Origin of the sequence: Rhodococcus rhodochrous (assembly GCF_014854695.1) — a bacterium.
Classification (GTDB): Bacteria; Actinomycetota; Actinomycetes; order Mycobacteriales; family Mycobacteriaceae; genus Rhodococcus.
The window spans coordinates 257,666-284,151 of sequence record NZ_CP027558.1 but is presented as its reverse complement, the minus strand read 5'-3'; the positions used below and the strand labels follow the sequence as shown (position 1 = coordinate 284,151).

General features: G+C 63.2%; 20 protein-coding genes and 1 pseudogene. 6 read left to right on the top strand and 15 right to left on the bottom strand.

Annotation, left to right across the window (positions count from 1 at the left end):
- Nucleotides 1–172 precede the first annotated feature (172 nt).
- Complete coding sequence (locus C6Y44_RS28350; protein ID WP_263869923.1) at nucleotides 173–307, top strand: hypothetical protein; 135 nt, start codon at nucleotides 173–175, stop codon at nucleotides 305–307.
- A 114-nt stretch (nucleotides 308–421) separates the two neighbouring features.
- Here the strand turns inward: C6Y44_RS28350 and C6Y44_RS26145 are convergent, their stop codons facing one another.
- Entirely contained in the window at nucleotides 422–1,510 is a 1,089-nt protein-coding gene (locus C6Y44_RS26145; RefSeq protein ID WP_088898924.1) for a helix-turn-helix domain-containing protein, read from the bottom strand.
- A gap of 14 nt (nucleotides 1,511–1,524) precedes the next feature.
- Complete coding sequence (locus C6Y44_RS26140) at nucleotides 1,525–2,490, bottom strand: alpha/beta hydrolase (RefSeq protein ID WP_172415008.1); 966 nt, start codon at nucleotides 2,488–2,490, stop codon at nucleotides 1,525–1,527.
- A 179-nt stretch (nucleotides 2,491–2,669) separates the two neighbouring features.
- Here C6Y44_RS26140 and C6Y44_RS26135 point away from each other — a divergent pair, with 179 nt between their 5' ends.
- Nucleotides 2,670–3,851 carry a serine hydrolase domain-containing protein gene (locus tag C6Y44_RS26135; RefSeq protein ID WP_192378920.1) on the top strand — a complete coding sequence of 394 codons (1,182 nt, stop codon included), beginning with the start codon at nucleotides 2,670–2,672 and terminating at the stop codon, nucleotides 3,849–3,851.
- Between the two features lie 699 nt (nucleotides 3,852–4,550).
- On the opposite strand, the gene C6Y44_RS26130 is transcribed toward C6Y44_RS26135, so the two are convergent.
- From C6Y44_RS26130 to C6Y44_RS26120, 3 genes are all read right to left on the bottom strand, one after another.
- Nucleotides 4,551–6,278, bottom strand: a complete 1,728-nt coding sequence (locus C6Y44_RS26130) for a sigma-54-dependent Fis family transcriptional regulator (RefSeq protein ID WP_225623860.1) — start codon at nucleotides 6,276–6,278, stop codon at nucleotides 4,551–4,553.
- Nucleotides 6,279–6,742: 464 nt separating this feature from the next.
- A complete protein-coding gene (locus C6Y44_RS26125; protein WP_088898927.1) occupies nucleotides 6,743–7,804 on the bottom strand; it encodes an alpha/beta fold hydrolase in 1,062 nt (353 codons plus the stop codon).
- Between the two features lie 120 nt (nucleotides 7,805–7,924).
- Nucleotides 7,925–9,568: a flavin-containing monooxygenase gene (locus C6Y44_RS26120; protein WP_192378919.1), complete on the bottom strand. Its 1,644-nt coding sequence runs from the start codon at nucleotides 9,566–9,568 to the stop codon at nucleotides 7,925–7,927.
- Nucleotides 9,569–10,749: 1,181 nt separating this feature from the next.
- Between C6Y44_RS26120 and C6Y44_RS26115 the strand changes: the two genes are divergently transcribed.
- A complete protein-coding gene (locus tag C6Y44_RS26115) occupies nucleotides 10,750–11,682 on the top strand; it encodes an MHYT domain-containing protein (protein ID WP_225623859.1) in 933 nt (310 codons plus the stop codon).
- A 111-nt stretch (nucleotides 11,683–11,793) separates the two neighbouring features.
- On the opposite strand, the gene C6Y44_RS26110 is transcribed toward C6Y44_RS26115, so the two are convergent.
- The 3 genes from C6Y44_RS26110 to C6Y44_RS26100 form a co-directional block, all read right to left on the bottom strand.
- Entirely contained in the window at nucleotides 11,794–13,239 is a 1,446-nt protein-coding gene (locus C6Y44_RS26110) for an NAD-dependent succinate-semialdehyde dehydrogenase (RefSeq protein ID WP_159419417.1), read from the bottom strand.
- A 135-nt stretch (nucleotides 13,240–13,374) separates the two neighbouring features.
- A complete protein-coding gene (locus C6Y44_RS26105; protein ID WP_088898931.1) occupies nucleotides 13,375–14,244 on the bottom strand; it encodes an alpha/beta fold hydrolase in 870 nt (289 codons plus the stop codon).
- Nucleotides 14,245–14,278: 34 nt separating this feature from the next.
- Entirely contained in the window at nucleotides 14,279–14,686 is a 408-nt protein-coding gene (locus C6Y44_RS26100; protein ID WP_088898932.1) for a hypothetical protein, read from the bottom strand.
- Nucleotides 14,687–14,903: 217 nt separating this feature from the next.
- Here C6Y44_RS26100 and C6Y44_RS26095 point away from each other — a divergent pair, with 217 nt between their 5' ends.
- Both C6Y44_RS26095 and C6Y44_RS26090 read left to right on the top strand, forming a co-directional pair.
- A complete protein-coding gene (locus C6Y44_RS26095; protein ID WP_138999840.1) occupies nucleotides 14,904–15,872 on the top strand; it encodes a LysR family transcriptional regulator in 969 nt (322 codons plus the stop codon).
- A gap of 302 nt (nucleotides 15,873–16,174) precedes the next feature.
- Nucleotides 16,175–17,194: a nucleoside hydrolase gene (locus C6Y44_RS26090; protein WP_183070853.1), complete on the top strand. Its 1,020-nt coding sequence runs from the start codon at nucleotides 16,175–16,177 to the stop codon at nucleotides 17,192–17,194.
- 262 nt (nucleotides 17,195–17,456) lie between these two features.
- Here the strand turns inward: C6Y44_RS26090 and C6Y44_RS26085 are convergent.
- The 6 genes and pseudogenes from C6Y44_RS26085 to C6Y44_RS26060 all read right to left on the bottom strand — a co-directional run bounded on the left by C6Y44_RS26085 (nucleotide 17,457) and on the right by C6Y44_RS26060 (nucleotide 24,054).
- Nucleotides 17,457–18,551 (bottom strand): annotated as a pseudogene (locus C6Y44_RS26085) (hypothetical protein).
- A gap of 331 nt (nucleotides 18,552–18,882) precedes the next feature.
- Nucleotides 18,883–20,262, bottom strand: a complete 1,380-nt coding sequence (locus C6Y44_RS26080; RefSeq protein WP_039584280.1) for an MFS transporter — start codon at nucleotides 20,260–20,262, stop codon at nucleotides 18,883–18,885.
- 54 nt (nucleotides 20,263–20,316) lie between these two features.
- Nucleotides 20,317–21,327: a 2Fe-2S iron-sulfur cluster-binding protein gene (locus C6Y44_RS26075; protein WP_192378918.1), complete on the bottom strand. Its 1,011-nt coding sequence runs from the start codon at nucleotides 21,325–21,327 to the stop codon at nucleotides 20,317–20,319.
- Nucleotides 21,324–22,325 (bottom strand): PdxA family dehydrogenase, encoded by a 1,002-nt coding sequence (locus C6Y44_RS26070; protein WP_192378917.1) that lies wholly within the window; start codon nucleotides 22,323–22,325, stop codon nucleotides 21,324–21,326. The genes C6Y44_RS26075 and C6Y44_RS26070 overlap by 4 nt, the downstream gene beginning before the upstream one ends.
- The gene (locus C6Y44_RS26065; RefSeq protein WP_120285013.1) at nucleotides 22,322–22,792 is read right to left on the bottom strand and encodes an aromatic-ring-hydroxylating dioxygenase subunit beta; all 471 of its coding nucleotides are present in this window, start codon (nucleotides 22,790–22,792) and stop codon (nucleotides 22,322–22,324) included. The genes C6Y44_RS26070 and C6Y44_RS26065 overlap by 4 nt, the downstream gene beginning before the upstream one ends.
- Complete coding sequence (locus C6Y44_RS26060) at nucleotides 22,789–24,054, bottom strand: aromatic ring-hydroxylating dioxygenase subunit alpha (protein WP_192378916.1); 1,266 nt, start codon at nucleotides 24,052–24,054, stop codon at nucleotides 22,789–22,791. The genes C6Y44_RS26065 and C6Y44_RS26060 overlap by 4 nt, the downstream gene beginning before the upstream one ends.
- Nucleotides 24,055–24,218: 164 nt before the next feature.
- Between C6Y44_RS26060 and C6Y44_RS26055 the strand changes: the two genes are divergently transcribed.
- Nucleotides 24,219–24,953 carry an IclR family transcriptional regulator domain-containing protein gene (locus C6Y44_RS26055; RefSeq protein WP_225623890.1) on the top strand — a complete coding sequence of 245 codons (735 nt, stop codon included), beginning with the start codon at nucleotides 24,219–24,221 and terminating at the stop codon, nucleotides 24,951–24,953.
- 490 nt (nucleotides 24,954–25,443) lie between these two features.
- Here C6Y44_RS26055 and C6Y44_RS26050 read toward each other — a convergent pair whose 3' ends face one another.
- Nucleotides 25,444–26,427, bottom strand: a complete 984-nt coding sequence (locus C6Y44_RS26050; RefSeq protein WP_192378914.1) for a helix-turn-helix transcriptional regulator — start codon at nucleotides 26,425–26,427, stop codon at nucleotides 25,444–25,446.
- Between the last annotated feature and the right edge of the window lie 59 nt (nucleotides 26,428–26,486).

Below are 26,486 nucleotides of genomic sequence, written 5' to 3'. Positions count from 1 at the left end.
GCATAATTATGGTTGAACAATCGACTACCGCTGCTGTCGTCCGAGCCGATCCGCCCGGACGATCAACTCCGGCACGTAGATGGCAGGTCCGACCACGATCGGCAGACCCGTTCTCCCGACGGGACGCCCCGGCTCCACCGGACGACCCACGACCAAGGAAGACCGTTTTCTGATGATTTCCAGCCTCGTAATCCAGCCTCTGGCTCGCGCAATCGCAGTCGTGCTGATCGTCGCCGATACCGCCCTCGCCACCCGAGTGCCGGCCCTACCCGACTGGGATGAAGACGGCTCCGCCGCCCGGAGCTGACGTCGCAGGGACATCACCCGCACAACGATGTGCCACTTCCGGCGATCACCGACACGCCAACGCGCCGAACCGGCACAGAGATGACCGAGACCACATCGTGAAGCGTTGACGGCCTCATACCGTCGCGTGACGAGCAGGACCGAGCACGGCGACATTGCCGGGTGCCGCAGCCGCCGGCAGGTCGAGGACCGTCGACGTACGCAAGCGATGCAGCAGGAACGCTGCCCCGAGCCGGCTGCGCCCGAATCCCTCGAACGGGTTGAAACCGAGTGTCGCAGTGATGGTATCGATCCTGCTCTGAAGCGTGCTGTGGTGGATGTTGAGCAGTCGCGCCGCTTCCCGAACGGACTGCGCAGCGACGACGGCATCGATCGTCTCCATCCCCCAGGCGTAGTGTGCGATGGCCTCGACACGGTCGGCGTCGCTGTGCGGAGCGTGCTCATCGGCGTCGGCAAGCAGTTCGATCAGACCCCCGTAGGAGTCGGCAACAACCTGGGGTTCCTTCGGGGCTCGGCACAGGCGCAGAGCGACCATCGCGGTCCGGAACGACCGATCCAACGAGTCCGGCGGCGTGGCTGTTCCGATACCGCACGGCGAAGCGCCGAACGGCGGGTACCGCTCCGGCACAACGATGGCGTGGACCGGACCGAACGGGGTGGCAATCACGTCCTCCGGACCGGCGGGATGATTGCGCCACACCGCGAACAGCGGGGCCACCACGAGGCGATACATGCCCGTTGCCGACAAGCCGAGCGCGCTCGCCGCGGTCAACCGCTCGTCGGGAGTGCTCTCGCGACCGGTGAGTATGCCGAGGTGGCGGCGATTGTCGATCTCCCGGGCTCCACGCCCGTTCCGGATCCGCACGGCCAGTGCCAAGCGCTCGAGGATGAGTGCGTCGTTCGGCCCAGCAGCACCGTCGCGTTCGAGCCAGACGTCGATGCCGTCCTCCGACGCCACGTGCAGATTCGAAGGATCTGTCGGCGATTCGCCCTGCACTGCTTCTCCTTTCGGAGTGACTCGTAGAGTCCGCGGCGGGACGCTCTGCCGGAACCCTGCAGTACAACCGGCCAGCGCGGCAGCGGTTGCCAGCAGGGCACGGGTGTTGACGTTGCCGACGATCAACTCGTCGAAGCACGCGATGACACGCAGACCCAAACTGGCGCTGGGATCGAGGCGGGCGATCCGTCCGAGTAGCTCTTGCATGTTCGTTCCTGCCCTCAGTCCGCAAGGATTTTCTCGACCCAGGTGTTGCGGGTCCGGATCATGGACCGGCCCACGCTGGTGTGCGGGGCGAAAATGTCGCACGCGTGAAAGGCGCCGGACCATACGTGCAACTCGGCATCGCCACCGGCTTGCCAGATCCTGTTGGCATAGTCGATCGCCTCGTCCCGGAAGATCTCGGCCGCACCGACGTCGATGAAGGCCGGCGGCAATCCGCGCAGATTCTGCGCGCGGGCCGGGGCTGCATACGGCGAGACAAGGTCGGTGCCCCGCTGCTCACCCAGCAGGGCGGTCCAGCCGGTTTCGTTGCTGATCCGGTCCCACACACCGATACCGTCGAACTGCTCGATCGAAGCGGTCATGCACCGGTCGTCGAGCATCGGATAGTCGAGCACCTGCCCACACAACCGGGGACCACCGCGGTCCCGCGCAGCCAGCGCGAGACCGGCTGCCAGTCCGCCACCGGAGCTGGCACCGGCGACCAGGATCCGGTCCGCCCGCACGTCCAGATCGGTGACATGCGCAGCCAACCACTCCAGGGCGGCATACATGTCCTCACGCGGGTAGGGGTCGGGATACTCAGGGGCCAAACGATAATCGACCGTGACAAGAACCGCCCCCAGTTCGGTCACCCAGTCCAGCACCAGGTCCAGGCCGCTGAACATGTCTCCGAACATCAATCCTCCGGAGTGCGCGTACAGCACCGCAGGACGGGGCCCGCTGAAGTCCCGGGAACGAAGCACCGCAGCGTTGACGGCAGCGCCATCACCCCCGGGGAAGGTCACGTCGTTCACCGCGATCCGCCGGCGGTCGAATTCCTCGTCCATCGGAGGGGACGCATAGGACGTACGCATGAACTCGATCAGGTCCGCAGTGATGGTCGGAGGGAACATACCGCCTACCACAGCCAATCCCGCCTTGAGTTCGGCATCGAATGGTGGATGGGGCACGGCTCGGGCCATCGTCACGTCACCTCCTCGAAGACTCGGATCGAGAATACGGCGACCGCTCGACCGAGGGACCCGCCATTCGGCGGGGAAACAGAGCGAAACTGCGCCGCCGCGTCGGTTGAGACACCCATCACACGTTCATGAAACTTGGAGCAGCGTCACTGTCGACCGAACGAGAGGAACAACCTCCCATGTCCGATACCCAGCGCGTCGTCGACTCAGCCCGCGAAGTCATCCACACCACGGTGAACAGCGGTGCCGTGCCCGGAGTAGTAGCGGGCATGACGAACGACCAGGAAGCCCTGTTCATCGAGTCCGCCGGGGTGCGGTCTGTCGACAACGATCAACCGATGACCGATGACACCGTCTTCAGCATCTTCTCGACCACCAAAGCCCTCACCGGCACCGTGGCGCTGCAACTCGTGGAATCCGGTGATCTCGACCTGGATTCCCCGGCCGAGGAGTACGCGCCCGCGATCGGCGAACTCCAGGTCATCGAGGGCTTCGACTCGAACGGTGAGCCGCTGCTGCGAGCACCGAAGACCGACATCACGACCCGCCAACTACTGCTGCACACCGCCGGCTTCGGATACGACTTCTTCAACGAGACGTACAACCGCCTCGCCGAGAACCACGGTCAGCCCAGCATCGTCACCGCCACCAAGGACGCGCTCAAGACACCGCTGCTGTTCGATCCCGGCACCCAGTGGGAGTACGGCTCGAATATCGACTGGGCAGGCCAGGTGATCGAAGGCATCGTCGGCACCCGCCTCGGCGAGGCGCTGAAGACACGAGTCCTCGACCCACTCGGCATGACATCGACGTCCTTCACTCCGTCCGACGACATGCGTGCGCGTCTGGCGACCATGCACCAGCGCACCGACGACGGGCTCCAGGCCACCGATTTCGTCATCCCCACCCCGCCCGAGGTCGACATGGGTGGGCACGGACTGTTCTCCACCGTCGGTGACTATCTCGCCTTCATCCGGATGTGGCTCAACGACGGCAAGGCAGACGACGGCACCGTCATCCTCCGCCCCGACACCGTCGAGTGGGCGACCAGGAACGACCTCGGCGACCTGACCGTGAAGATGCTTCCGGGTGTCATCGGGTCGCTGTCGAACGACGCCGAGTTCTTCCCTGGCCAGCGCAAGGGCTGGTGCTACACGTTCATGACCAACGAAACCGAAGCACCCACGGGCCGTCCCGCAGGCTCTCTCGCCTGGGCAGGCCTGGCCAACCTCTACTACTGGATCGACCGGCACAACAAGATCGGAGGCTACTGGGCGACGCAGATCTTCCCGTTCGCCGACCCCGGCTCACTCGGTGGTTACCTCGACATGGAGACCGCCGTCTATCGAGCCCTTTCCTGACCCGGTTCCATCCCAAGCCGCGGCACCGGACATCGACCTCGATCCGTTGACCGCTCGCGTAACCGGCGCGCTCGCCGAACAGCCACACGACGACATCAACGAGATCGGGTGAAATCCCCCACCCGACGCACGGAAACCACACCGCTGCGGGTGTCGAAACACCCGCAGCGGTGTGGTGTTGCCACGCCGTTCGAGGTCTGGGTGCAACAGGTCGAGCGCGAACACCATCTCCCACGGGCTTGCCGCGAGGGCGATCGGTTTCCCGAGGTCGCCCGGAGACGAACCATCCTGCACCCTGATACTCGGCCATGAGTCCGGTCGGGCTGTGCTGCATACCGATTGCGAGAGAGCAGCCCACCTGCCCTGGAAGCGCGCGCCACCGCCACGCTTGCCCAGGGCGTAGGCAGCTCGACACCACAAACAGATACAACAACGACATCGTGTGTGTTCAACTGTGCCCCGGCACCGCGGTCGGCCTCCGGCATGATCGACCACCACGCGATCGTGCGTGAATTCGATGGTCAGGACTACACATTCAGTCACACCTCCCCGGGCAGACTGAACTACCCGAGCACCTGCGATCAGACCTGGTGCGCCGGAAACCTGCTCTCCGGCATGAAATCAACTGCACCTTCCGACAGTCACCGCTACCGGACGCAAGGCCATAGGACGACTCTCGGATCACCGCATTCTGCGCGATCACACGTGGATGCCGAACGTGTCGATCTTGCGGTAGAGAGACGACCTCGCGATCCCCAGTAACTTCGCGGCGGCGACGCGATTGCCACCGCTGTCCCGTAACGCAGCCACTATGGCATCGCGCTCGACTCTTTCCATTGCCGTCATCGTCCGGCGAGGCGCGGAGCTGAGCGCTGAAGGCAGATCAGCTACTGCGATCGTTCCCGCGGGCTTGGCGCGAAGTACGTGATTGAGAGTGTCGACCAGTTCACGGACGTTGCCGGGCCAATGGTACTTCTTCAGGGTTCGCATCGTGTCGTCGCTGAAAGCGGTTTCGCGGTGAGGTGCAAGGTGCATTCGGATGATGTCCGGGATGTCATCGGGGTGATGACGCAATGCGGGGACCTCGACGGTGGCGATGAAATGCTCGGCGAGAGCAGAATTCTGAAGTGCGTCCCCATCAGTGGATGTGGTCGCGACGATCCACCGAGCGGGGTATCGGTGCTGGTCGGCGGATATGAGGTCGGCAAAGAGCTCATCGGTGCTCGCGTCGAGTCGGTCGATGCGACGAAGGACGATCGTGGTCGCTGCGGAGTCGAGCGCAGTGCGCAATTCCTCGTGAGCGGACTTTCCAGCAGAGCAATCCACGACGACAATCGGGGCCTGCGGATTCTTGTACAGGTGCATGCCCCGAACGAGAGTGAGTTTGCCGCTTCCGGGTTCACCTTTGAGGATCACGTTGGCATCTGTCGCGGCGAGGGACGTCAACTCCCCTCGACACCGGTTCCATTGGAGCGAAGACCCCGCCACCCCCGGAAACACGGGAACCGTGCGCCGGGGTTGCACGGTCTTCGTGGGACACGATGTCGCCTCGACTTCGAGGACGATGCCGGCGATGTCGCCGCCATGTTCGACGAGGGTGCGCTTGACGGTGATGCTACCTCCGGACGGAAGGCGCAGGTCGAACTGGGCAACTCGTGACGGATCGAGCATCGACTGTGCTTCCTCGCGGAGAAAAGCCTCGTCGATCGGGTCGAGAAGGCGCGAGCCGATCTCGTTCGACATGAAAACACCGCAACTGAGTGAGTACACCGCCGTCTGCCGGCGCCGACAGGCTACGAGGAACTCGCCGAGCACGAGCTGTTGCTTGATCGATCCCGTGGCGCGAAGAGCCGACTCGATATCACGAGCCGCTCCAAGGGCGAGCTGGCGCATCAACGGGTTCGATGTGTGGGTCAAGCCTGTGATGTCGATCAGTCCTTCGACACGACCGGTGGTGGGGTTGTGAATGGGCGCGCCGGCACAGGTGAAGTACTGGATCGATTCGTGATAGTGCTGAGCGCCGTCGACGTAGACGGCCATCCCGGTCTCGAGGGCTGTGCCCACTCCATTGGTACCGACGAGCTCTTCGGCGTAGGTGAACCCGGGAGCGAAGTACACCTTGTCCAGCTTCGCGGCGAGGACGGGATCATTGTCCCGCCGGACCAGCACACGCGCATGCTCGTCACTCAACGCGACACTGAGGGACATGTCGGACAGGTCGTCATGGAGCCGATCGAGGATCGGCAGGGCGCATTGCACCAGTCGTCGGCGAAGGTCGAGGTCTTCGACGTACTGCAGCTGTGGAAGGTGCGAGCCGTCCGGGATGACACCCGCCTGACGTGAGCGTCGCCATGACTGTGCGATGAGGGGCGAGACGTCCTCGGAGGGGGAACCGGCGAGGTCATGGAGGTGCCGGGTGGTGGTCACACGGCGTCGGCGGTTGTCACTGTCCATCACATTTCCTTGCAGGTCGCAGTACTGTCATCCCCCTCAATGTGCCGCACATCACATTCGATGGATGTCCCAGAATAGGACATCAACCTGCCGTCTCCAACGGCAGTAACGGGGGCGGGTACGACCACCCCGCCGGCCGGAGGTCGGCACTCGCGGTCCGCACCGCGCCTACTCCCCGGACCACCGACTGCCGGGATCCGGGGTGCACACCACCATCAGGATACTGACGTCAGGTCGTCGACGGCGACCGGATCACCGGGCTCGGCTTCACCCCCAGGGGAAGCCGAGCCCGTTCCATCACCTGCCCCGCCCTACGCATAGAGGTCGACATCGCCGGCAACCGCGCGAAAATCTCGGTGTTCTCTGCCGCCACGACCGCCGGCGGGCACACTCACTACCGTCCCGCCCACGTGGACCGTTGTCGTGGCGGCACCGCTTCAGACCTCGATCGCGAGAAGATCCGCAAGGTGGCGGTCGATCTGCGGCATGTAGGTCGGAGCGACAGCGAACAGACCCAGATGCCCGAGCACATCTTCGACCACGCGCAGTTCACTGCCCTTGATCAGTTCCTGCTCGGCAGCACAGTCGCGAACCGGGAACAACTGGTCTTCGTCGATGGGAATCACGAAGGTCTTGGCGGTGATCCGTCCGAGTGCAGCGGCCAGGTCTCCCCCGGTATGCCGGGAGACGTCACCACGTTGCCAGGCCCAGGATTGAGTGAGGAGTGCGTTGGGATCCATCGCCGTGAAGTAGGGCTCGAGGAATCCGGTCAGGAACGCGTCCAGGGAATCGAACTCCATTGCTCGCCATACTTCTTGCTTCCAGAACTCGGTCGAGAATCCGAGCACTCCCCAGATGTGAGCCTGCCTGGTGAGGCCGTCGACGACCTGCGTATGCGAGGTGTATTCGCCGCCGTTCCAGCCCGGATCCGACAGGATCGCTTCGCGCATGATCTCCGCGATCAGGAAATCACCGGGAGTGTTGCGTGCCGTACCGGCAATCGGTGCGGCGCGCAGAACCTTGTCGGGGAACCTCACCGCCCATTCGTAGGTCTGCTGAGCTCCCATGGAGCCTCCCGTCACCAACGCGAGGCGTTCGATACCGAAATGCTCCCGGAGCAGCCGCTCCTGGGCCACGACATTGTCCCCGATCCGAACACGAGGGAACTTCGACATGGCGATCTCTGCGTTGACGCCGGTGGCGTTGTGCGGAGACGTCGACAGACCGTTGCCGATCTGATCCACGCAGACGATGAAATACTTGTTCGGGTCGAGAGCATGGTCAGGACCGATGTATGCGTCACGCCAGATCTGATGGGTCCCCGAGTACCAGGTGGGGATGAGGATTGCGTTGTCCTTGGCTTCGTTCAGCGTTCCGAACGTTGCCACCGCGAGCCGGCAGTCCGGGATCGAGCCACCCTCCTCGAGGTCGAGGGCTCCGATGCCGATCAGGTCGTAATCACCGTGGAAGTCGTGCGTGTAGTACGGGTTGTCGATCATCGAGATCGTCCTCCTGAGCTATGAGAAAGCGGTAGCAGCGCGTGCTCACCCAATGGACATGCACCTACGCCGCCGTGAGACGAGCAGTGGTCGACCGCAGGGGTCGGATATCCGAGAAGGTCAGCTCAGCTGGAATCCCTTGTAGCCGGCCGCGGCGGCCGCAAGAGTGAGTTCTCGGTAGGTGCCGACCCCACCGGTGTAGGACAGCACGCGGCGAGGTTTTCCGGGAACGTTCGCGCCGTTGTACCAGGAATTGGTCTTCGAGATCAGCGTGGCATTCGCGGTTTCGTCGTGGTGGGCGACCCATTCGTCCTCACCCTCGACGGTCGGTTCGATGACGGTGTACCCGTGCTCACGCATGTGCCGGATGCACTCGGTGATCCATTCCGTCTGTTGCTGCAGACAGGTGGTCATGTTGCACAGTGCTGCAGAGGGGGCGAGCGGGGCGCCGGTGGTCAGCATGTTGGGATAGCCGTGCACCATCAGGCCCATCGTCGTGCGGATGTCACGCGCCCAGTCGCTCGCGAGCGATCGATCCTCACGTCCACGGATATCGATTCGTGTCAGCGCGCCGGATCCCGCATCGAATCCCGTGGCCAGGATGATGACGTCGACTTCGTGCAGCGTGCCGTCCTCCAACAGGATCCCTTCCGGGACGATGCGGCTGATCGGATTGCTGCGCACCCCCACTGCTTCGACATTCGAACGGTGGTAGACCTCGAGATAGTTGGTTTCCAGCGGTACCCGGTGTGTACCGAAGCCGTAGTCGGTCGGAATCAACAGTTCACACAGCTTCGGATCCTTCAGTCGCGCACGCATCTTCTCTCGCACGAACTCGGACACCTGCTCACTGACCTCGTCATCGGAGAACACCTCCGCGAAAGAAGCGAGCCAGAGCTTGAGTGAACCGTTGTCATAGATCTCTTCGAGCCTTTCCCGCCGTTGCTCGGGAGTCAGGTCGACCCATGCATGCTCGAAGTCGTACTCGAAGCCACTGAACGTATGCGGCAACGTCGCGCGAAGTTCCTCGAAGCGCTCCTTGTACGCGGCAACATCCCGGTCGTCGTAGGACGGATTCTTCATCGGCAGGGCGTACTGCGGTGTACGGATGAACACCTTCAGATGTTCGACCTTCTCGGCGATGGTCTGGATGACCTGAATCCCGGTGGCGCCGACACCGATCACTGCGACCCTCTTGCCCGCGACATCGGCGCCTTCCTTCGGCCATCGAGAGGTGTGGAAGATCGGGCCGGCGAAGCTTTCCTGGCCCTCGAACACCGACGACATCGGTGCCGACAGCATGCCGGCGCAGGTGATCAGGAACTGGGTGGCAATCGTGTCCCCGCGATCGGTGCGTACGATCCATCGCTTCGAGTCCTCGACGTAGTGCGCGCTGGTGATCGTCGTCGAGAATTGGATGTCGCGGCGCAGGTCGAGACTGTCGGTCACATAATGCAACCACTGCTCGATTTCGGGTTGGCCGGGGAAGCGCTGACTCCAGCTCCAGTTCTTGTACAGCTCATCGGAAAACAGGTACTGGTAGATGTAGGCCTCCGAATCGAATCGAGCACCCGGATAACGATTCCAGTACCAGGTGCCGCCGACGTCGGAGGCGGTATCGAAGGCGCGCACCCGCAACCCCAGCTCGCGAAGCTGATGCAGCTGATACAAACCGGCGACTCCCGCACCGATGATCAACGCATCCAACTCGAGTGACACCTCGGTATCAGCAAGTCCGACCGCAGAGGAAGAGTGAGGCGACATGTCCTAGCCTTTCTGTAGTGCAGGTCACGTGAAAGCCATCATCGTGATGTGCGCCTCACATGGCTGTCCCATCTTCGGACACTTCCCGGCTTCGCTGGCATGGATATCACCGAGTCCGGCGCCTCTCGCATCGCCAGCACCCCAGCAGAACCGATCTACGACTCGGGGATGTTTTCGACGACGCGGTGGACAACCTTCGGCACAGAGTCCTGTAGTACATACGAAATATGCTGTCGTGCAATGATTCCTACGACCAGTCCAGTTCCGGGCCCATCTTGCCACATGCTCGACACCGCCGCGATCGCGATCTCGATTCGGGTCGCTGCCGCACCGATATGAGCACACAGTCGGCGATCCGACACATTCCGGCCTTCCAACCGCGACCGTTGGATGCCACAGAATCCGAACCGTGTTCCGGTAGCTGCAATTCGAATTGACATCGACTGATCCCTTGCGGCCGGGATCCGCCACGAAGACGGGACGAATCACAGCCTCCCGACGACCCGAACGAAGGGGACATTCGACGAAACATGGACACCAGACCGACCGGGCCTGTTCAAAATACGCATGATCTTGCAGAAAACGAATAATCTGCACGAGCACCGCCTGATCTTCTCGCCGGCGATCTTCTGCTGACGAGGAGAGCCGACGGGGCACGACACTTCCGGCGCAGGGGGCCGGAGTCGTCGACTGCCCCGTCGGCGGTCAGGCGACCGGCCGCGCCACCGGTCGCGATCGAACTCAACGCGATGACGGAAGGAAACGAGCGGGAATCCGACACCGACGGACAGCGTGGCGTCCGCCACCGCCACGGCCGGCGTCCGCCGAAGGAGAGGCCAATCGTTTTTGCTACGGCCTCAGCCTTAATCCGTACATGGACGCAGACTCGTCCATACATCGTGCAGCCGACGAACTCGACCTTTGACTGCCTGAGGGAGATCGGGCATACAGCCCTTCACGGTGCACCACGTCGAGTCGGCAACCATTCAGCGAAGGAACCGCCGCGACCGAGGAGGCGAGGCTGTCCGGGTCGCCCCGTTGCGTTGGTCTGGTTTGAAACATAAGTCGCGTTAGGTACGCTGCTGTCGCTGCTCGGGGGGCCGAGATCGCAGTCCTGCCCGGACGGTTCGGCACGCGACCGCCGGCGCAGGTGCTTGAGCGTGCCTTGGTAAGGAACACTGATGTCACACGAAATGCACCATTTCGATCTGGGACTGTGGGTGCTCTTTCTCGCCTACGGCACCTCGATCGCCGGGTCCTTCGTCGGCCTGTCCTGCGCTCGCCGAGCCGCTACCACCCCACTCGGTCCGACGCGCTGGCGCTGGTTGGTGATGGCAGCCCTGTCCATCGGCGGTGTCGGGATCTGGATGACCCACTTCATCGCCATGATGGGCTTCGCGGTGCCCGGCACCATCATCCGCTACGACCCGATGCTGACGATCCTCTCGGCGGTCATCGCTATCAGCGCGACCCTGTTCGGGCTGTGGCTGGTCGATCTACGGGCCTTGGCCGGGCGTCCGATCCTGGACAGGTCGGCGTTACTGATCGGCGGCGCCGTGATGGGCGTCGCGGTGAGCCTGATGCACTACTGCGGCATGGCCGCTATCCGCATTCGCGGCGAACTGTCCCACGACCCGGTACTCGTCGCCGCCTCGGTGGCTATCGGGATCGGGGCATCCATCGCCGCGTTGTGGTTGGTACGAACGGCATTCATCCGAGCCACCCGTCTGCTCGGCGCGCTGGTGATGGGTTGTGCAGTGGCGGCATTGCACTACACCGGCATGGCTGGAGTTCACGCGTCCTTGGACCCGACGGCCACCATGCCGGAGGGCGCGACGCTCCTCGATTTGATGCTTCCGGCATACATTTTCGGCACGATCATACTGGCCACGCCGCTCGTCGCATTGGTGCTCGCTCGCCAGAGTGCCGACACCGAGGTCGACGAAGCGATCGCCACGTGGAGCGCGGAGATCAATGATGCTGTCCCCTACCCCGGTGACCGGGGGCAGGAGGCCACAGCTGAACTCGACACTCGTCGGGACGTTCCGCGTCGACCTGCCGATCCCCTTCGCAAGGGTGATGTGCAGGTAGTGCCACACAAACGAGTGCGGTAACCACCTCTCTGGTGAAGGACCCACCGTTCGGCGGGTCCTTCACCAGCCCCCGGCGCACGAGTGTTTGTTGAGGGCAGGGGCATTCGCCGGTCTGGATGCTGCCACCGGTGATCAGTGTGCGATGTACTTGGTGGCGAGATACTCGTCGATACCTTCGACCGATCCTTCGCGGCCGAAGCCGGACTCCTTCACCCCTCCGAAGGGTGCGGCCGCGTCGGCGATGATGCCTCGGTTGATTCCGACCATGCCGGTCTCGAGTGCGTTGGCGACTCGGGACGCTCGGTCGAGATTCTGGGTGTAGAAGTACGCAGCGAGGCCGTATTCGGTGTTGTTCGCCGCCGCGATCGCTTCGTCCTCCGTATCGAAGGTGGTGATCGCGGCTACCGGGCCGAAAATCTCCTCACGCAGCAGACGCGCGTCGGGACTCACACCGTCGAGAACGGTCGGGGAATAGAACGTTCCCGGCCCGTCAGGACGGCCACCGCCGATGCGGATACGTGCACCCTTCGCGACGGCGTCTTCGACCAGAGCATCGACGGTGGCGCACTGCTTCGCGGTGATCAGCGGTCCGATATCGGTTCCTGCTTCGAGACCGTGTCCGGTGCGCAAGGCACTGATGCGTGCGGTGAACTTCTCGCTGAACTCTTCTGCGACGCTACATGCGACGTGGAATCGGTTGGCTGCTGTACATGCTTGGCCGCCGTTGCGGAATTTTGCAGCCATCGCGCCGTCGACCGCTGCATCGACATCAGCGTCATCGAACACGAGGAAGGGGGCATTGCCTCCGAGTTCCATCGACATCCGCAGGAGCCGATCCGCTGATTGACGAACCAGCAGCTTGCCGACACCGGTGGATCCGGTAAACGTGATCTTACGCAGATCAGCACTGTCGATCAGTGGTGCGGTCAGCGCTGCAGCATCGGAGGTCGGCAGAATCGACAGCACACCCTCGGGCAGACCCGCATCGGCGAAAATCTGACCGACCAGCAGCATCGTCAAAGGCGTTTCGGCCGCTGGTTTGACGATGATCGAACATCCGGCCGCCAGTGCTGGACCGATCTTGCGCGTGGCCATGGCCAGCGGAAAGTTCCAGGGGGTGATGGCCAGTACCGGCCCGACCGGTTCTCTGGTGACGACGATGGTGCCGGTTCCCGACGGGGACGGCGAGATTCGCCCGCTGATTCGGTTCGCTTCCTCGGCAAACCAGTGCAGGAATGATGCGCCGTATTCGATCTCCGCATACGCCTCGTGGAGCGGTTTACCCATCTCGAGAGTGATGGTGCGCGCGAGGTCGTCTGCCCGTTGATGGATGAGTTCGAATGCGGTGCGCAGTATTTCGCCACGTCGACGCGAGGGGGTCCGCGCCCAGTCCCCTTGCACGGTAGTGGCGTGTTCGAGAGCTCGGCGTCCGTCCTCGGGCGCGGCGTCGGCAACATGCGCAATCACGGCACCGGTCGCGGGGTCCTCTACGGGGAAAGTGGTGCCGGTAGACGAATCGACGAGTTTTCCACCGATCCAGAGTTGGGTGGGGACGCCCGCGGGGAGAGTGTGGGTCATAGCTCCTGCCGAGTGTGTGAAGGTTCATCGCCACGCCCGGCCAGTCGGCATCCGAAGGGGGTGCCGAGGCCGATGCAGGTCGCTCGGGTGTGGCCACCCGCGTTCGGTGGCCACACCCGAGCGGGCGAGTGGGTACTAGCTGGTGGTGACGGACTTGCGTGCCTTGTCCTGGAGGATTTCGAGTGCCCGGATGAGGTATCCACGGAAGACCGTGTGGTTTTCGCTCATCGGGAAGTGGCCGATCTCCTTCATTTCGATGAACTCGGCGTTCGGGATCTGCCCCGCAGTGCGGGCGCTGTCCTCGGGGGTGGTGAGGTAGTCGTAGTCACCGGTCAGCATCACAACCGGGCACCGGTCACCGTCGATGTCCGCGAGCTTTCCGCGCAGGTCGTGATCGACCGAGTAGAAGTGCAGGTCACCGCGGAAGGACTCGGAACCCTGGCTGTAGTAGAACCAGGTCTTCCAGCGGTCCGCCTCGGGCGACTGCGGGGCCATGAGGTCCCACACGCCGCTCGCGCAGACCTGTGCCGCGTTGGCGTGGGGGTGCTGCCACCAGTCGAGGTAGAAGCCGGGCGAGTAGTCCGCACCCTCGACAGGGATGACGCCGGCGAAGCGGTCAGGGTGCCGAAGCGCAAGCTGCAGGGCGATGTTCCCGCCGAACGAGGAGCCCATGAAGATCGGGTTCTCGAGTTCGAGCGCGTCGCACAGCGCCACGATGAAATTGGCGAAGTGGTCCGCGGAAAGCTGGTATTCCTCGGTCCACCATTCGGTGTTCTCCGGCGGATCCGACTTGCCGTGCCGCGGCAGGTCGTAGGCGATGACACGGTAGTTGGCGGTGATCTCCTCGTCTTCGAGCAGACCGCGCCACTGGTGGTTGTGGCAGCCGGCGGTGTGCTGGCACACCAGCGGCTGGCCGGTGCCGTTCTCGAGGTAGAAGACCTTGTACAGCAGTCCGTCGACGTCGACGTCGACGTAGTGGCCGGTGACCGGGGAAATCTTGCTCATCAGTGTTCCTTACGGCTCAAAGGGGGTGGGAGGATCAGACCGGGACGCCGACGGTGCGCAGGAGTTCGATCTGGCGGGTGATGCACCGCAGGTTCTGCATCAGCACCAGGATGTCGCCTTCGAGCTTCATGTCGCGCTGGAAGCTCGCGGCCCAGATGCCGTGGTACATCGGGGCGGGCACCGGGACGCCGAAGTTACGCCAGGTGTCCGCGCTGGCACGCAGCGCGAACTGGTACGGCACATCCAGCGGACCGGGGTCGATCGCGATGTCCACCACGTTGCCGCGGCTCATCTGGATGACGAACGTGTGGTCGGTCATGTCGAGCAGGTACGAGCAGGTGAAGTACTTGCCGTGTGCCTGGATCTCGGGGTCGGTGTTGTTCGCCTCGGTGAACGAGGCAGCCCAGTCGGCCGTGTCGAGGGCACGCGTAGTGACGGTCATGTGGGATTCCTTCGATGAGGGAGACAGCGAGGCCGAGTGCGAGCACTCGCTCCGGTATGCCGACCCGAATCCGGAAAGTGCTGGCCTCCCGGATGCCGTGCCGGCCATGACAGCCATCACACCTCGTGTCCGCCGGGTGCGTCCAATACCTATCCGGCCCGGATCGATAGGCAATGACTACTGGTCTCCCGGGGTGGTGTTGTCTATCTTCGGAAACATGCAACCCCAGCTCGACCTGCGACTTCTGTCCTATTTCGTGGCAGTTGCCGAAGAGCTGCACTTCGGGCGCGCAGCCGCCCGTCTGCACATCGCTCAGCCCTCACTGAGCGTGCAGATCCGCAAACTCGAGCAGAACCTCGGCGCAGTGCTGCTGCTGCGCAGCAGCAGGCATGTCGAACTGACCCCTGCCGGCCAGATCCTGCTCGACGAAAGCCGCCGGTTGCTGGCGAACGCCGAACGAGCAGTCAACCTCACCCGCGAAGCCGCCCACGGCGTCAGTACCCGCAAGTTGGTCATCGGCTTCCAAGGCAACGCAGCTGCAGAGCTCACACCGCACATTCTCAGCACGTTCCAGTCGCTGCATCCGGGCATCCAGGTCCAGATGCACTCCTACGACTTCTCCGACCCGTATGTCGGGTTGGCCGACGGATCCTCCGATGTCGCCTTCGTCCGGCCCCCGCTGTTGATGCAGGACTGGCTGGGCATGGAAACCCTGTTCGTCGAACCCAGGGTGATGGTCGTGTCTGCGAATCATCCGCTCGCCCAGTTGCCCGAGGTGAGCGTCGAGCAGGTCACCAACGAGTTCTTCGTCGCACGCAAAGCCCCCGAGAACTGGCGAAACTACTGGCTGGCCACAGAATCGCGCCAAGGCGAACCGGTGCGGGTCGGCGCAGACGTCGCCACCGTCGACGAATGCTTCGAAGCGATCCTCGCCGAGCGCGGCGTGGCATTCTCACAAGCCTCGACGCAGCGCTTCTACAGCAGACCGAGCCTGGCATTCGTGCCGGTGACCGACATCCCGCCCACGGCGCTGTCCATCGCCTGGCGCACGGATGTCGCATCCAAACCCGTACAGAATTTCATCGACACAGCACGCGCTGTGGCCTCGCTCCACACCGTGCCCGGAGCATGGTCCACCCGGCCTCACAACTCGATCACCGAAAGTGCCCACCGCACGACAGGCTGACTTCTCCTGGCCCCTCGAATCGGCATTCCGATCACTGGTGCCTTCTTACCGAACCCATTGCTCAGCGTGCGAGACCTGACCCCGCTATCTCACCGGTCTTCCCCTTCGATGCTCCTGCGCCGGAGGCGCCGAGGGCAACGAGCCCGCGTCCTTCGACACCTGGCTCGTCTCGTTCTTTCATGCGTTGCCGCCCCGGGACCCCGTACCGCCTCTGGGACGGCATCGTCCTCGACGACCCGACCCGGCCCGAGGGTCACCGTGTCACAGAGAACGACAACAGCTTTCAAGATAGAATCGTTTCTATGGGAGAAAACTCAATCAGTGGGGACCCCGTCTTCTACGTCGATTGTGATCCGGGAATCGATGATGCACTGGCGTTGATATACCTCATCAAATGCCACGCCGATCTGCGTGGCATCGGAGCAGTTGCCGGCAATGTCGCTGTGGACCAGGCCGCAGAGAACGCGCGTCGCTGGCTCGCGCTGACCGGCCGCCCCGATATCCCGGTCGCAGTAGGAAGACAGGAACCGATGACCGGGGAATTTTGGGGAGGTGCTCAATGGATCCACGGACCCAACGGGTTCGCCGGCCTGGACTTACCTCCGTCCCAAACGCCCACGGACCATATGGCCGCCGCAGAACGGCTGGTCGCAACGGCTCACGAGATCGGGTCCCGGCTTCACATCATCGCTCTCGGCCCACTGACGAACATCGCGGTCGCACTGGCGATCGACGAAACTCTCCCAGAAACTGTCGGTGCCATCACCATCATGGGCGGCGCTCACCTCGTTCCCGGCAATGTCTCCCCCCACGCCGAGGCCAACATCTTCGCCGACCCCGTCGCCGCATCGCAAGTGTTCTCTGCCCCCTGGCGGAATCTCACGCTGGTACCACTCGACATCACGAACAATCACAGTCTTTCCCGAGCCGACGTGGACCTGCTGCAGACCGCATCCACCGATCCGGCAGTCCAACTCGCTGCAACGATGCTCGCCTACTATCTCGACCGACACCCGGAGTTCGACCACTCCAAATGCCTGTTGCACGACCCCCTTGCCGCAGCAATTGCCCTCGGTTCGGTCAGCTTGAACGAGTCCCCCTCGTGCACGATTTCGGTAGAAACCGACGGAGAGCATCGTGGCCGCACGCTCGTGACCTTCGACGAGGACGCATCACCGGACACGTCGGCATCGCGGCACCGCATCGCCTTGTCCGCGACTGCCGATTTCGGCCCCCTTCTCATGAGCGCCCTGCTCCCGAATGCCCAGACACTTCGGGAGCCTGACGCACAGATCATCTCTTTGCCCAGTTGCCCACAATGAGCGCCGACCAGGTCACCGATAAGGCCCCCATTGCACGGACACCACCCGAAAACCGACGAAAGCATTGGCTGGTTCAGACGAATCACGACAACTCGGTCACCGATCACCCCACCACAGGCCGGATCTCACCTACGAGGTCGAGACTGCGTTCTTGTCACGATGGCCCCGTCTCACCGAACCCCGGTCAAGGTGCGAAACCTGACCACAACCATCTCGATTGATCCGTCTTTGATGTTCCCGCCACCGGATGCCCCGAGGACACCTACCCCGTCTCGTTCGACGCCTCGCTCATCTTCTCCATGCGTTGCCGTTGCCGGACCCCGTATGCCGCCTCTCGGACGGCGGCGTCGTCCTCGAGCCCCGACCCAAGCGCCCCACCGATGGTCGCAATGGACGTCAGCAACCAGGTGAGCGTCAGATAATCGGAGAAGCTCACCCCGTGCCCGAGAACACGGGACAACAGTTCCGGGGGAAGAGTCAAACTCGCAGTAGCCAACAGCAGACAAAACAGAGCCACGTGCAGCACGACGACACCGACGGTCAAGGTCACCACGGTCGCGGTATTGTACAGCACCGAACGGTCACGCTCCTCCGGTGATTTCGGACGCTCTCACAGTTCATGGTCGAGGATCAGCCAGAGAATCATCGCCATGATCGACAGGACCGTCACCGCACTCATACGCCACGGTCCCATCGTGTCGGCGAACAACCAGATCGTATTGGTGGCCAAGGCGATCGCCCCCGTGGCGAACGCGCCGACGAGAACCTTCGACAGTCCGGTCACCAGCCGCCACGGCCGGTTGGCACGCACCATCCCCGACAACAACCGCAGTCGCCGCAGTCCCGAAGGCGCAAAATACCGGATGCCGTCCTCGATCTGCGTAGACGGAAACTGCCGCGCGGCCCCGGGCGTGAGTTCCGGCTCACCGAGTATGTGGGTGATCGCAAGTTCGGTGACCGTGCGAACGCGACGCTCGATGCCGAAACCACCCACTCCCGCGACCGAGACGAGCGCGAATTTGTGGTCGGCGCTGACGTCGGCCACCACAGGCAGGGTGTCATCGCGGCGCGGCAGATCGGTGAGGTAGACGACGATGTCTTCGTGTTCCGAAGACGGATCGACCGTGTCGATGACCTCCGCGAACTCCGCTTGCTCGTCGGGAAGATACGGTTCGTTGCGCACACACACCGTCCACCGGCGCTCGACGCGAGCAGAGCTGCGCAGGCGTTCCGGCAGGTACTCCGCAATGCGTTCGGCCAGTGCCGCCGGCTCGCCCGGATCCGCGATCAACAACACCGAGACCTGCTCACCGCCGGCACCGGAACGCGATCCTTGCAGATGCTCGTTCGCCGACACCGTCTTCGCGTACCCGCTCGGTACCCCCGCAAACTCCATGCAGTCGCACGCACATTGCCGTGCAGCGCGACGTCGGCTGTCACCCGACGAACTCGCGAGCTTCCGCGATTCGCGATCTCCATCAACAACCCTGGGCACGGGCCGCCCTTCGGTTCGTCGACCTGACGAAAAGCGAACCGAAGGACGGCCCATGCCGTGGAGACGCATAACGGCAGCACTCACCGAACACCGACAGAGACGGCTCTACCCGGACCGACCCGCAAGCGGGTACGCGGACATCCGTTCGCGGAGCAGCCCCGGCTCCGACTCCTCGGCATGTCGCCGACTCGTACTACTTGTGCGCCAGCGACTGACTTTCCGCCACCGCACGGTCGGGGTGTTTGTCGCTCCGGACCCATCGACCCAGGAGCAGTACCGCCACGCCGGCCACGAGCATGGGAATCGACATCGCATAGAACACTGCACTGGCGGACCACCCCATCCCGAGAGCCGCTCCGACCACGATCGGCCCGACAATTCCACCGATGCGGCCCACACCCAATGCCCAACCGACACCGGTCGAACGCATCGATGTCGGATAGAACACCGCAGACAAGGCGATCAAGCTCTTCTGTCCGCCGCTGATACACACACCCGCAAAGAAGTTGGCAGTCAGCAGGACCCACAACGGCGCACTCAAAGCAAGACCGGTCAATGCGACGAACGCGAATCCGACGATGTACACCGTTCCGAGGGTGAGATACGCACCGAGTCGGTCCATACACGGCCCGGTGACAAACGCCGCAGCGATGCCGCCGACAGTCGTCAGGGTCGTAGCGGTGACCACCGTACCCATGTCGTAGTCCAGGCTCGTCATGATCGACGGTAGCCAGCTCTGCAGTGCGTAGAACTCACCGAGATTGATGACGAAGACCAACCACAACAGCAGCGTGCCCAACACCCGGTCACGGGTGAACAGGTTCCTCAGTGCAGTGCGCTGTTCGTCAGGCTGCTTCTCTGCCTCGTAGGTGAAGTCGGAGCCGGCGGCGAGACCGGGATCGATCCTGCGCAGGATCGACCTGACCCGCTTGGGTTCGGCACCTTTGTTGATCATCAAGGTGAGCGAGTCCGGCAGAAAGCGCAGCAATGCCGGGAGCAGCAGAAGCGGTGCTACTGCGCCGACGACCAGCACCGACCGCCAGCCGAAGATCGGGATCAGCCAACCGGAGACCAACCCTGCCGCGACGAAACCGAGGGAGAAACCACAGTAGATCGCCAGGACGAAGGTCGCTCGAAGACGCTTGGGGCTGTATTCGCCCGTCAGCGCGATGGCACTGGGCGCAGCAGCACCGAGTCCCATTCCGGTGATGAAACGCAACGCCATCAGCTCGGTGACGTTCTGCGACCAGGCCGCGGCCAACGTGCCGAGCGCGAAGAGGACTGTGCTCGCAATAATCATCCGGCGGTGACCGAACCGCTCGGACAGCGGCGAGAGCGCCAGATAGCCGACCATCAGACCGGCGAGAGCGGCAGAGAAGATGGGCCCGAGCACTTGTTTCGACAGACCCCACTCCTCGGCGATGTGGGGCGCCATGTAGCTGATGCTCTGGGTGTCGAAGCCGTCGATGAACATGACCAACCCACACAGGCCGATCACGATGTACTGGTATCGACTCACCGGCCGCGAATCGATGAAATCCGGCAGTGTCACGCGCGATGGTGCGATGGACATGAGTGCCTCACAGTGTCTGGTACCGGGATTCCCGGATGTGGTGGTGGTAGCGGATCACGCGGTGACAACAAGATCGCCCGACGGTACGAAGGCGTCGCAGTAGAAGTTGTCCGGTGCCAAACCGGCCTCGTGGACGAAATCCTCGCGTGCCGCCGAGGTCATTGCGGGACTTCCGCATGCATAGACCTCGTGGCCGCTGAGGTCTGCATAATCCTCGAGCACGGCTCGATGAACGAGACCCGTGCGACCGGTCCAGTCCTCGGCGGGATGCGACAGGACCGGAGTGAAGCAAACCCGATCCGAAACCGAGGCCCACTTCTCGGGCAACTCGGGCAGGTAGATGTCCTCTTGCCGTCGTGCACCCCAGTAGAGATGCAACGACCGCTCTCCCCCGCGTTTGAGGTGGTCCTCGACGATCGACTTCACCGGGGCGAAGCCGGTGCCGCTGGCGACGAAGATGACGGGCCTGTCCGAGTCGGGGTTCAACGAGAACTCGCCGTAGGGCAGCTCGATTCTCAGTTTGCTTCCCTTCTCGAGCGTGCGAAGCACCTCCTCGGAGAATCGTCCCCCCTGCACGTGACGAATGTGCAGTTGCACTCCGACGTTCTCGTGTGGCGGATTCGCCATCGAATAGTTCCGGCTGTCCCCGTCGTCGAGAAAAACCTTGAGGTACTGACCCGCGGCGAACTTCGCACGCACTCCGGTGGGCAGACGCAGCTGCACGACCGCAACATCGGGTGTCGGGCGAGTGATTCGGTGGACCTTCGCGGTGAGTTGCTTACGTACCACCTTGTCTCGTTCGGTGATCCGCTTCGGTGTGATGTCGACGTCCGTGGTGGGCTGCGCCTGACAGAACAGCACTCCGTTTTCGGGGCCTTGCGCCGTTCCCCGGCCGCGCACCGCGAGGCTGCCGGCATCGAGCGCACCTTCACAACTCGAACACACGCCTTTGCGGCACGAGTACGGGATCGCGTATCCCGCGCGTTCCGCCGCGTCGAGCACACTCTCGTCGGGCTCGCACGGAAAATTGATGTCCGATCCCGTGACGGTTACCTGGTAGGTCATGACGTGACTCCTGCGGTTACGTGTGATGAGGCGCCGACCAGCCGCACCGCCGCGACAACGGCGTCCGCATCGGCTGTTCCCTGGCCGGCGATGTCGAACCCGGCGCCGTGCCCGACACTGGAGAACCGCACGCCGGCGCCGATCGTCATCGCGGCTGCGGTGCGTCCGGCGAGGAGTTTGACGGGAATATGGCCCTGGTCGTGGTACATGGCGACGAACGCGTCGAAGCTGGTATCGCCGAGCATGAGGTCGGCTCCGACCGGTCCGTAGGCGTCGATCCCTGCGGCGCACAGCCGCTCGACCGCAGGCGCTGTCACCCGCAGATCGTCGTCGCCGAACAGGCCGCCTTCTCCGGCATGCGGATTGATACCGAACACGCCGATACGCGGGGACGCGATGCCCTGGTCCTGAAGGGTCTGCACCACAGCGTGCGCTGCCCTGTACACCAGCTCCGGTGTGAGGCGCCCGAGCGCATCTTTCAATGATTCGTGCAAGGTGGCGTGCACGATGCGCAGACCGGCACCGACGAGCATCAGGAAAACCTTGTCCCGTCGCGCGCCGACGAGTTCGGCCAGCATGCCTGGATATCCGTTGAAAGAGATACCGGCGGCGTTGATCGCGGTTTCCGAGTGCGGGCACGCGACGATGCCGCGGGCTCCACCGCCCTGCAGGCAGCGCGCCGCGCGTTCGAGGTACGCCACGGTCGCCGTCCCGGCTTCTGCGCTCACCCGGCCCGGGGCGAACGCTCCGGGGGGCAACGAGTCGACGGGGAGGACGTCAACCACACTGGCGAGGGGTGCGCGGTGGCCGTCGACCGTCTCGCGGACCGTCATGCCGGCCTGGTGGGCGAGCGATTCGATGACATGTCGATCGCCCACCAGGACCGGATTGAATGCGGGATGTTCCTGTGCTGCCACGACGGCTTTCACCGCGATTTCGGGGCCGATTCCGTTCGGGTCGCCGATCGTGAGCAGGACCCGGGGCGGGGACCCGTTCATAGTGGGAGCGCCAGCAAGGTATCGATGTTGGTGCTGTCGCACACCACGACCCGTTCGGCAATCTTCAACTGACCGTCGACCTCCACGTACCGGTCGACATATCGCCCGCTGGTGAAGATGTCGGATTGGCCGTCACGCATCACCCGCACCACCAGGAAGCTGGTTTCGGCATGGATACCGTCGCCGTTCTCCTCCAGCACCAGGGGCTGGCCCAGGATATGACGGTAGGTGTGTCGCTCGTAGATGTTGGCTTCGCGCAGTGCCGATACGCGGTCGACGAGCATGCGGCGAGTGTTGGCCCATACCAGTCCTGCGGGCAGGCCCTCGCTGTAGTTCTGCGCGGTGGTGATCCGGTACATGCAGTCCTCGACGAAAAAGTCCGGCCAACGCTCGAGCGGGCCCTCGTCGATGCAACGGGAGTAGTCGGCCTGCACACGGCCGATTCGCTGGAAGTCGTTCATGCTCATGCCTCTTCCTGTCGGTTCATCGCGGTCCGGTATGCCTTCCAGAAGCCGCGTACCGATGCTTCGGTGACACGGCTCTCGCTGGATTCGGCCAGACTTCCTCCCATTTCGAGCACTGCAGACTCGCTTGCTGCACCTGCGATTCCGCGTTGCACGAAACCTCCGACGCAGCCGTCCTCCATCGAGATGTAACCTGCGGGGCCCACCAAGTTGGACTGCTTGAGACGGATCTCCCGCTGCTCGGGCGTGTCTTCTTCGAATCCGAGATATGTCCAGTTCAAGCGGGTTTGCTCGACTCCGGTCGGGAGGATCTGGCGCACGGCCACGGAGTTCTGGATCTGTTGCAGCACGAAACCCGGGAAGACGGAGAGGATCTGCAGCGTCGTATCGTCGCCGACCTCGCTGAACCCCTCGAGCAGCGACGGATCGGCCAGTTTGTAGGCGCTTTCGGATCGGATGTTCTGGTCGGCGTAGGCGACGTCCTTCTCGGCGTCTCGGTCGATCGCTGAGTAACTGACGTGGTGACCGCCGCTCTCGTCGACGATGATCCCGCCGCGCTGCGACAGGCGGTTGAGTTCGAAGGTGGTGAAGAACAGGTGCAGGATGCTGGCGTGGTAGGAGTCCTTGACGTTCTCTACGTACAGCTTCCAGTTGTTGGGAAGCACCTGCGTGAAGCGTCCGATGATCTCGGGCGTACGGCCACTGAGGACCCGGGCGATCCGGCTCGTGATCTCTTCGCCGAGATACTCTTCGATGTCCGGCACGTCATCGGAAAAGCTTCCGAAGACCAGGCCGTGGAGGACGGCGATGCGCATCTTGCGCGGGCCGTGATCCTCCATGCAGAACGAATCAGGCATTCCCCCTTTGCCTTTGATTCCGTCTTTGAAGGCGACGCCGGTCAGATCGCCCTGCAGGTTGTAGCTCCAGGCGTGGTAGACGCAGGTGAAATCCTTCGTGTTCCCGCGGTCGTCCAGTGCCAGTAGGGCACCTCGGTGGGCACAGCGGTTCTCGAATCCGTAGAGCTCCCCGTCGCGATCACGTGCCACGATCACCGGCGTCTCGCCGACGAAGGTCGAGCAGTAGTCTCCCGGGCCGGCCACCTCTGCCTCGAGGCACAGGTAGCTCCAATACGGCCCCTGGAACAGCTTGGTCTGCTCGGCGGCGTAGACATCCTGGTCCTGGAACACCCGATACGGCACTCGGGTGAGGTCGTCGGTCCACTCCACCGGGGTATCGCGGCCTGTGTCGACAACGCTGCTTTCCATTATTTCTCCTCAGTCTGGACAACCAGTCGGGACATCAGAGAACTCGCTCGCTTGGGCTTGACACGCCCCGCGCTTGTTCGTATAACGAACAGATGAGCAATTCTCGAACAATTAAGCAGGACGCCCAAGAAAGTGTCAAGAGTTCTTCCCGCGCCCCCGAAGGAATGGCCGGATTGGCGAAGGGTCTGGCGGTCATCGAAGCCTTCGACATCCGCCACCCACAACTGACCGTCACCGATGCCGCACAGCGGACCGACACCTCTCGCGCCGCAGCACGGCGCTGCCTGCTCACCCTCGTCGAGCTCGGCTACCTGACCCACGACAACGGAAACTTCCGCCCGACACCGAGAATGCTCCGTCTCAGCGGCGCCTATCTGGACACCGCGCCGCTCCCGCAACTCGCCCAACCGCAACTGACCGAGGCACGCGATGCGCTGGACGAATCGGTATCACTCGCCGTCCTCGAAGACGGGTGGGCCCTGTTCGTCGCCCGCGCCGAGGCCACCCGGATCGTCTCGACCGGAGTCCGGGTCGGCGCCAAACTCCCCGCCCACAACTCGGCAACCGGTCGAGTACTGCTGGCAGGACTGACCGATACGCAACTGGACGACTACCTCCGACGGTGCAACCTCCAGACACGCACACCCCAGACACTGACCGATATCGATGCCGTCAGGGAACGGATTCTGGCAGCGAGGGAGAGCGGCATGGCGTATACCGACGAAGAAATCGAACTCGGCATGCTGTCGATAGCCGTACCGGTCCGAAACGCCCGCGGTGAAACCGTGGCGGCCATGAGCGTCAGTGCATCCACCGCCAGAACCACCCTCCACGACCTCCAGGAAGCGGCCGTGCCCGTACTGAACGAGTACGCCGAAAGGCTCGGCCGGCTTCTTTGAGGTGTCACCCGGGCCGCGCCCCGCGCTCCGTGCGTTACGCGCACGCGGTGGGCCGAGCGCGAGACGATCATTGACACCCAGCTGAGACCGCAATGACCGATCAGGGAAGTTGCGCTCCCAAACGGATTCGGGGGCCTTACGAAAACGCAGACGAGGCGACTGCGAACGAGACTTGCCAAGAGATATGGAAGCGTTTCCACAGCGGCCAGGTAGTCTCCCAATGCGCGACGAGCGCGCCTCCTGCACCGAGGTTATATCGCGGGATAACCGTGTCCGACAGTGACGTCGCGCAACCTCAGTAAGGTCCCGGCGATCACGACATCCGCACGGCACAGCAACCGGTCGCCGGGCGACACGGTCGGGGATCCTGCCGGATTCGTGGAGGGACGGTGAACTGTACTTCCAGCCGATCGTCGCGTGACCGCGCTGATAGCGACGTGTGGTACGGCGCCGCTTGTGGTGGTGATGTCCCCCCGACGAACGACCTTGATCACGTTCGGTGCGACGTGGTGCGACGCAACTCGGACGGTTTGATCCCGAAGCGCTCACGGAACGCCGATGAGAACCGGCCCAGGTGGGTGAATCCGGCGTCGAATGCAATATCGGAGATCGATTCGTCGGTCCGAAGTGGATCTTCCAAGCGACGTCGTACCAGATCAAGACGAGCGTTCTTGACGTACGTCATAGGGGGCATTCCTTTGGCGCGGCGAAACCCTTCCTGCAAGGATCGTGCGCTGACGCCCGTCTCGGCTGCCAATCGCGCCAGGCTCCAATTGTCCTCAGGTTCCGCCTCGATCCTCTCGATCGCGAGGGCGACCGCATGCGGGGCGGCACTGGGAACCCCCGAATACAGGGTATCGGTCCAGTTGTTGGGCTGGGTCATCAGAAGACTGGTGAGCAGCATGTCCTCCAGTGACCGGCGCAGACCAATAGGAAGAGGGCGTTGTCGATAGGCGTCTGCCGTGCGAAAAACCATCCGCACGGTGTTTATCCAGCCGTCGGTAGCCACGCTGCGTTTCGACGGCGCCGAGTGTGAGAAGACCAGCGGACGCCCGCTGGAACGGGCCGTCAGCTTGGTGAGATGAGTTCGCATCGCATCCGCGGGGACGGTGAATGCAATCTGGAGGAGATCCGGCGCCCAACGCATTTTGGGCTCGTCGCGAGGACTGAAGACCACTGCGGTATTAGGGCCCGTCTCGATCTGCTCGCCAGAGAAACGCACGATGCCGTGTCCGTTCAAGGGAACGTGGACGGCGTAATAGTCGAGGGGGTGAGAGGGTTCGACGATCGAATCTCCACCGTACTGCATCGAAATCAAGGTGACAGTGTCGAGCTCCATCGCCGCCAGGGATGCATCTACTGCCCGGCAACGCAGGCGGTGCGGCGAGAACAAAGTAGAACCTGCTGAAACCACCCTGTCGACGTCGGAGGACGATACGACGAGATGACGATGGAGTGGTTGCGTCGCACCCATACCTATAGCCTCCGATCACTTTCGGTCAAGTGTACGCATCCCGGTCAAGATTAAGCATT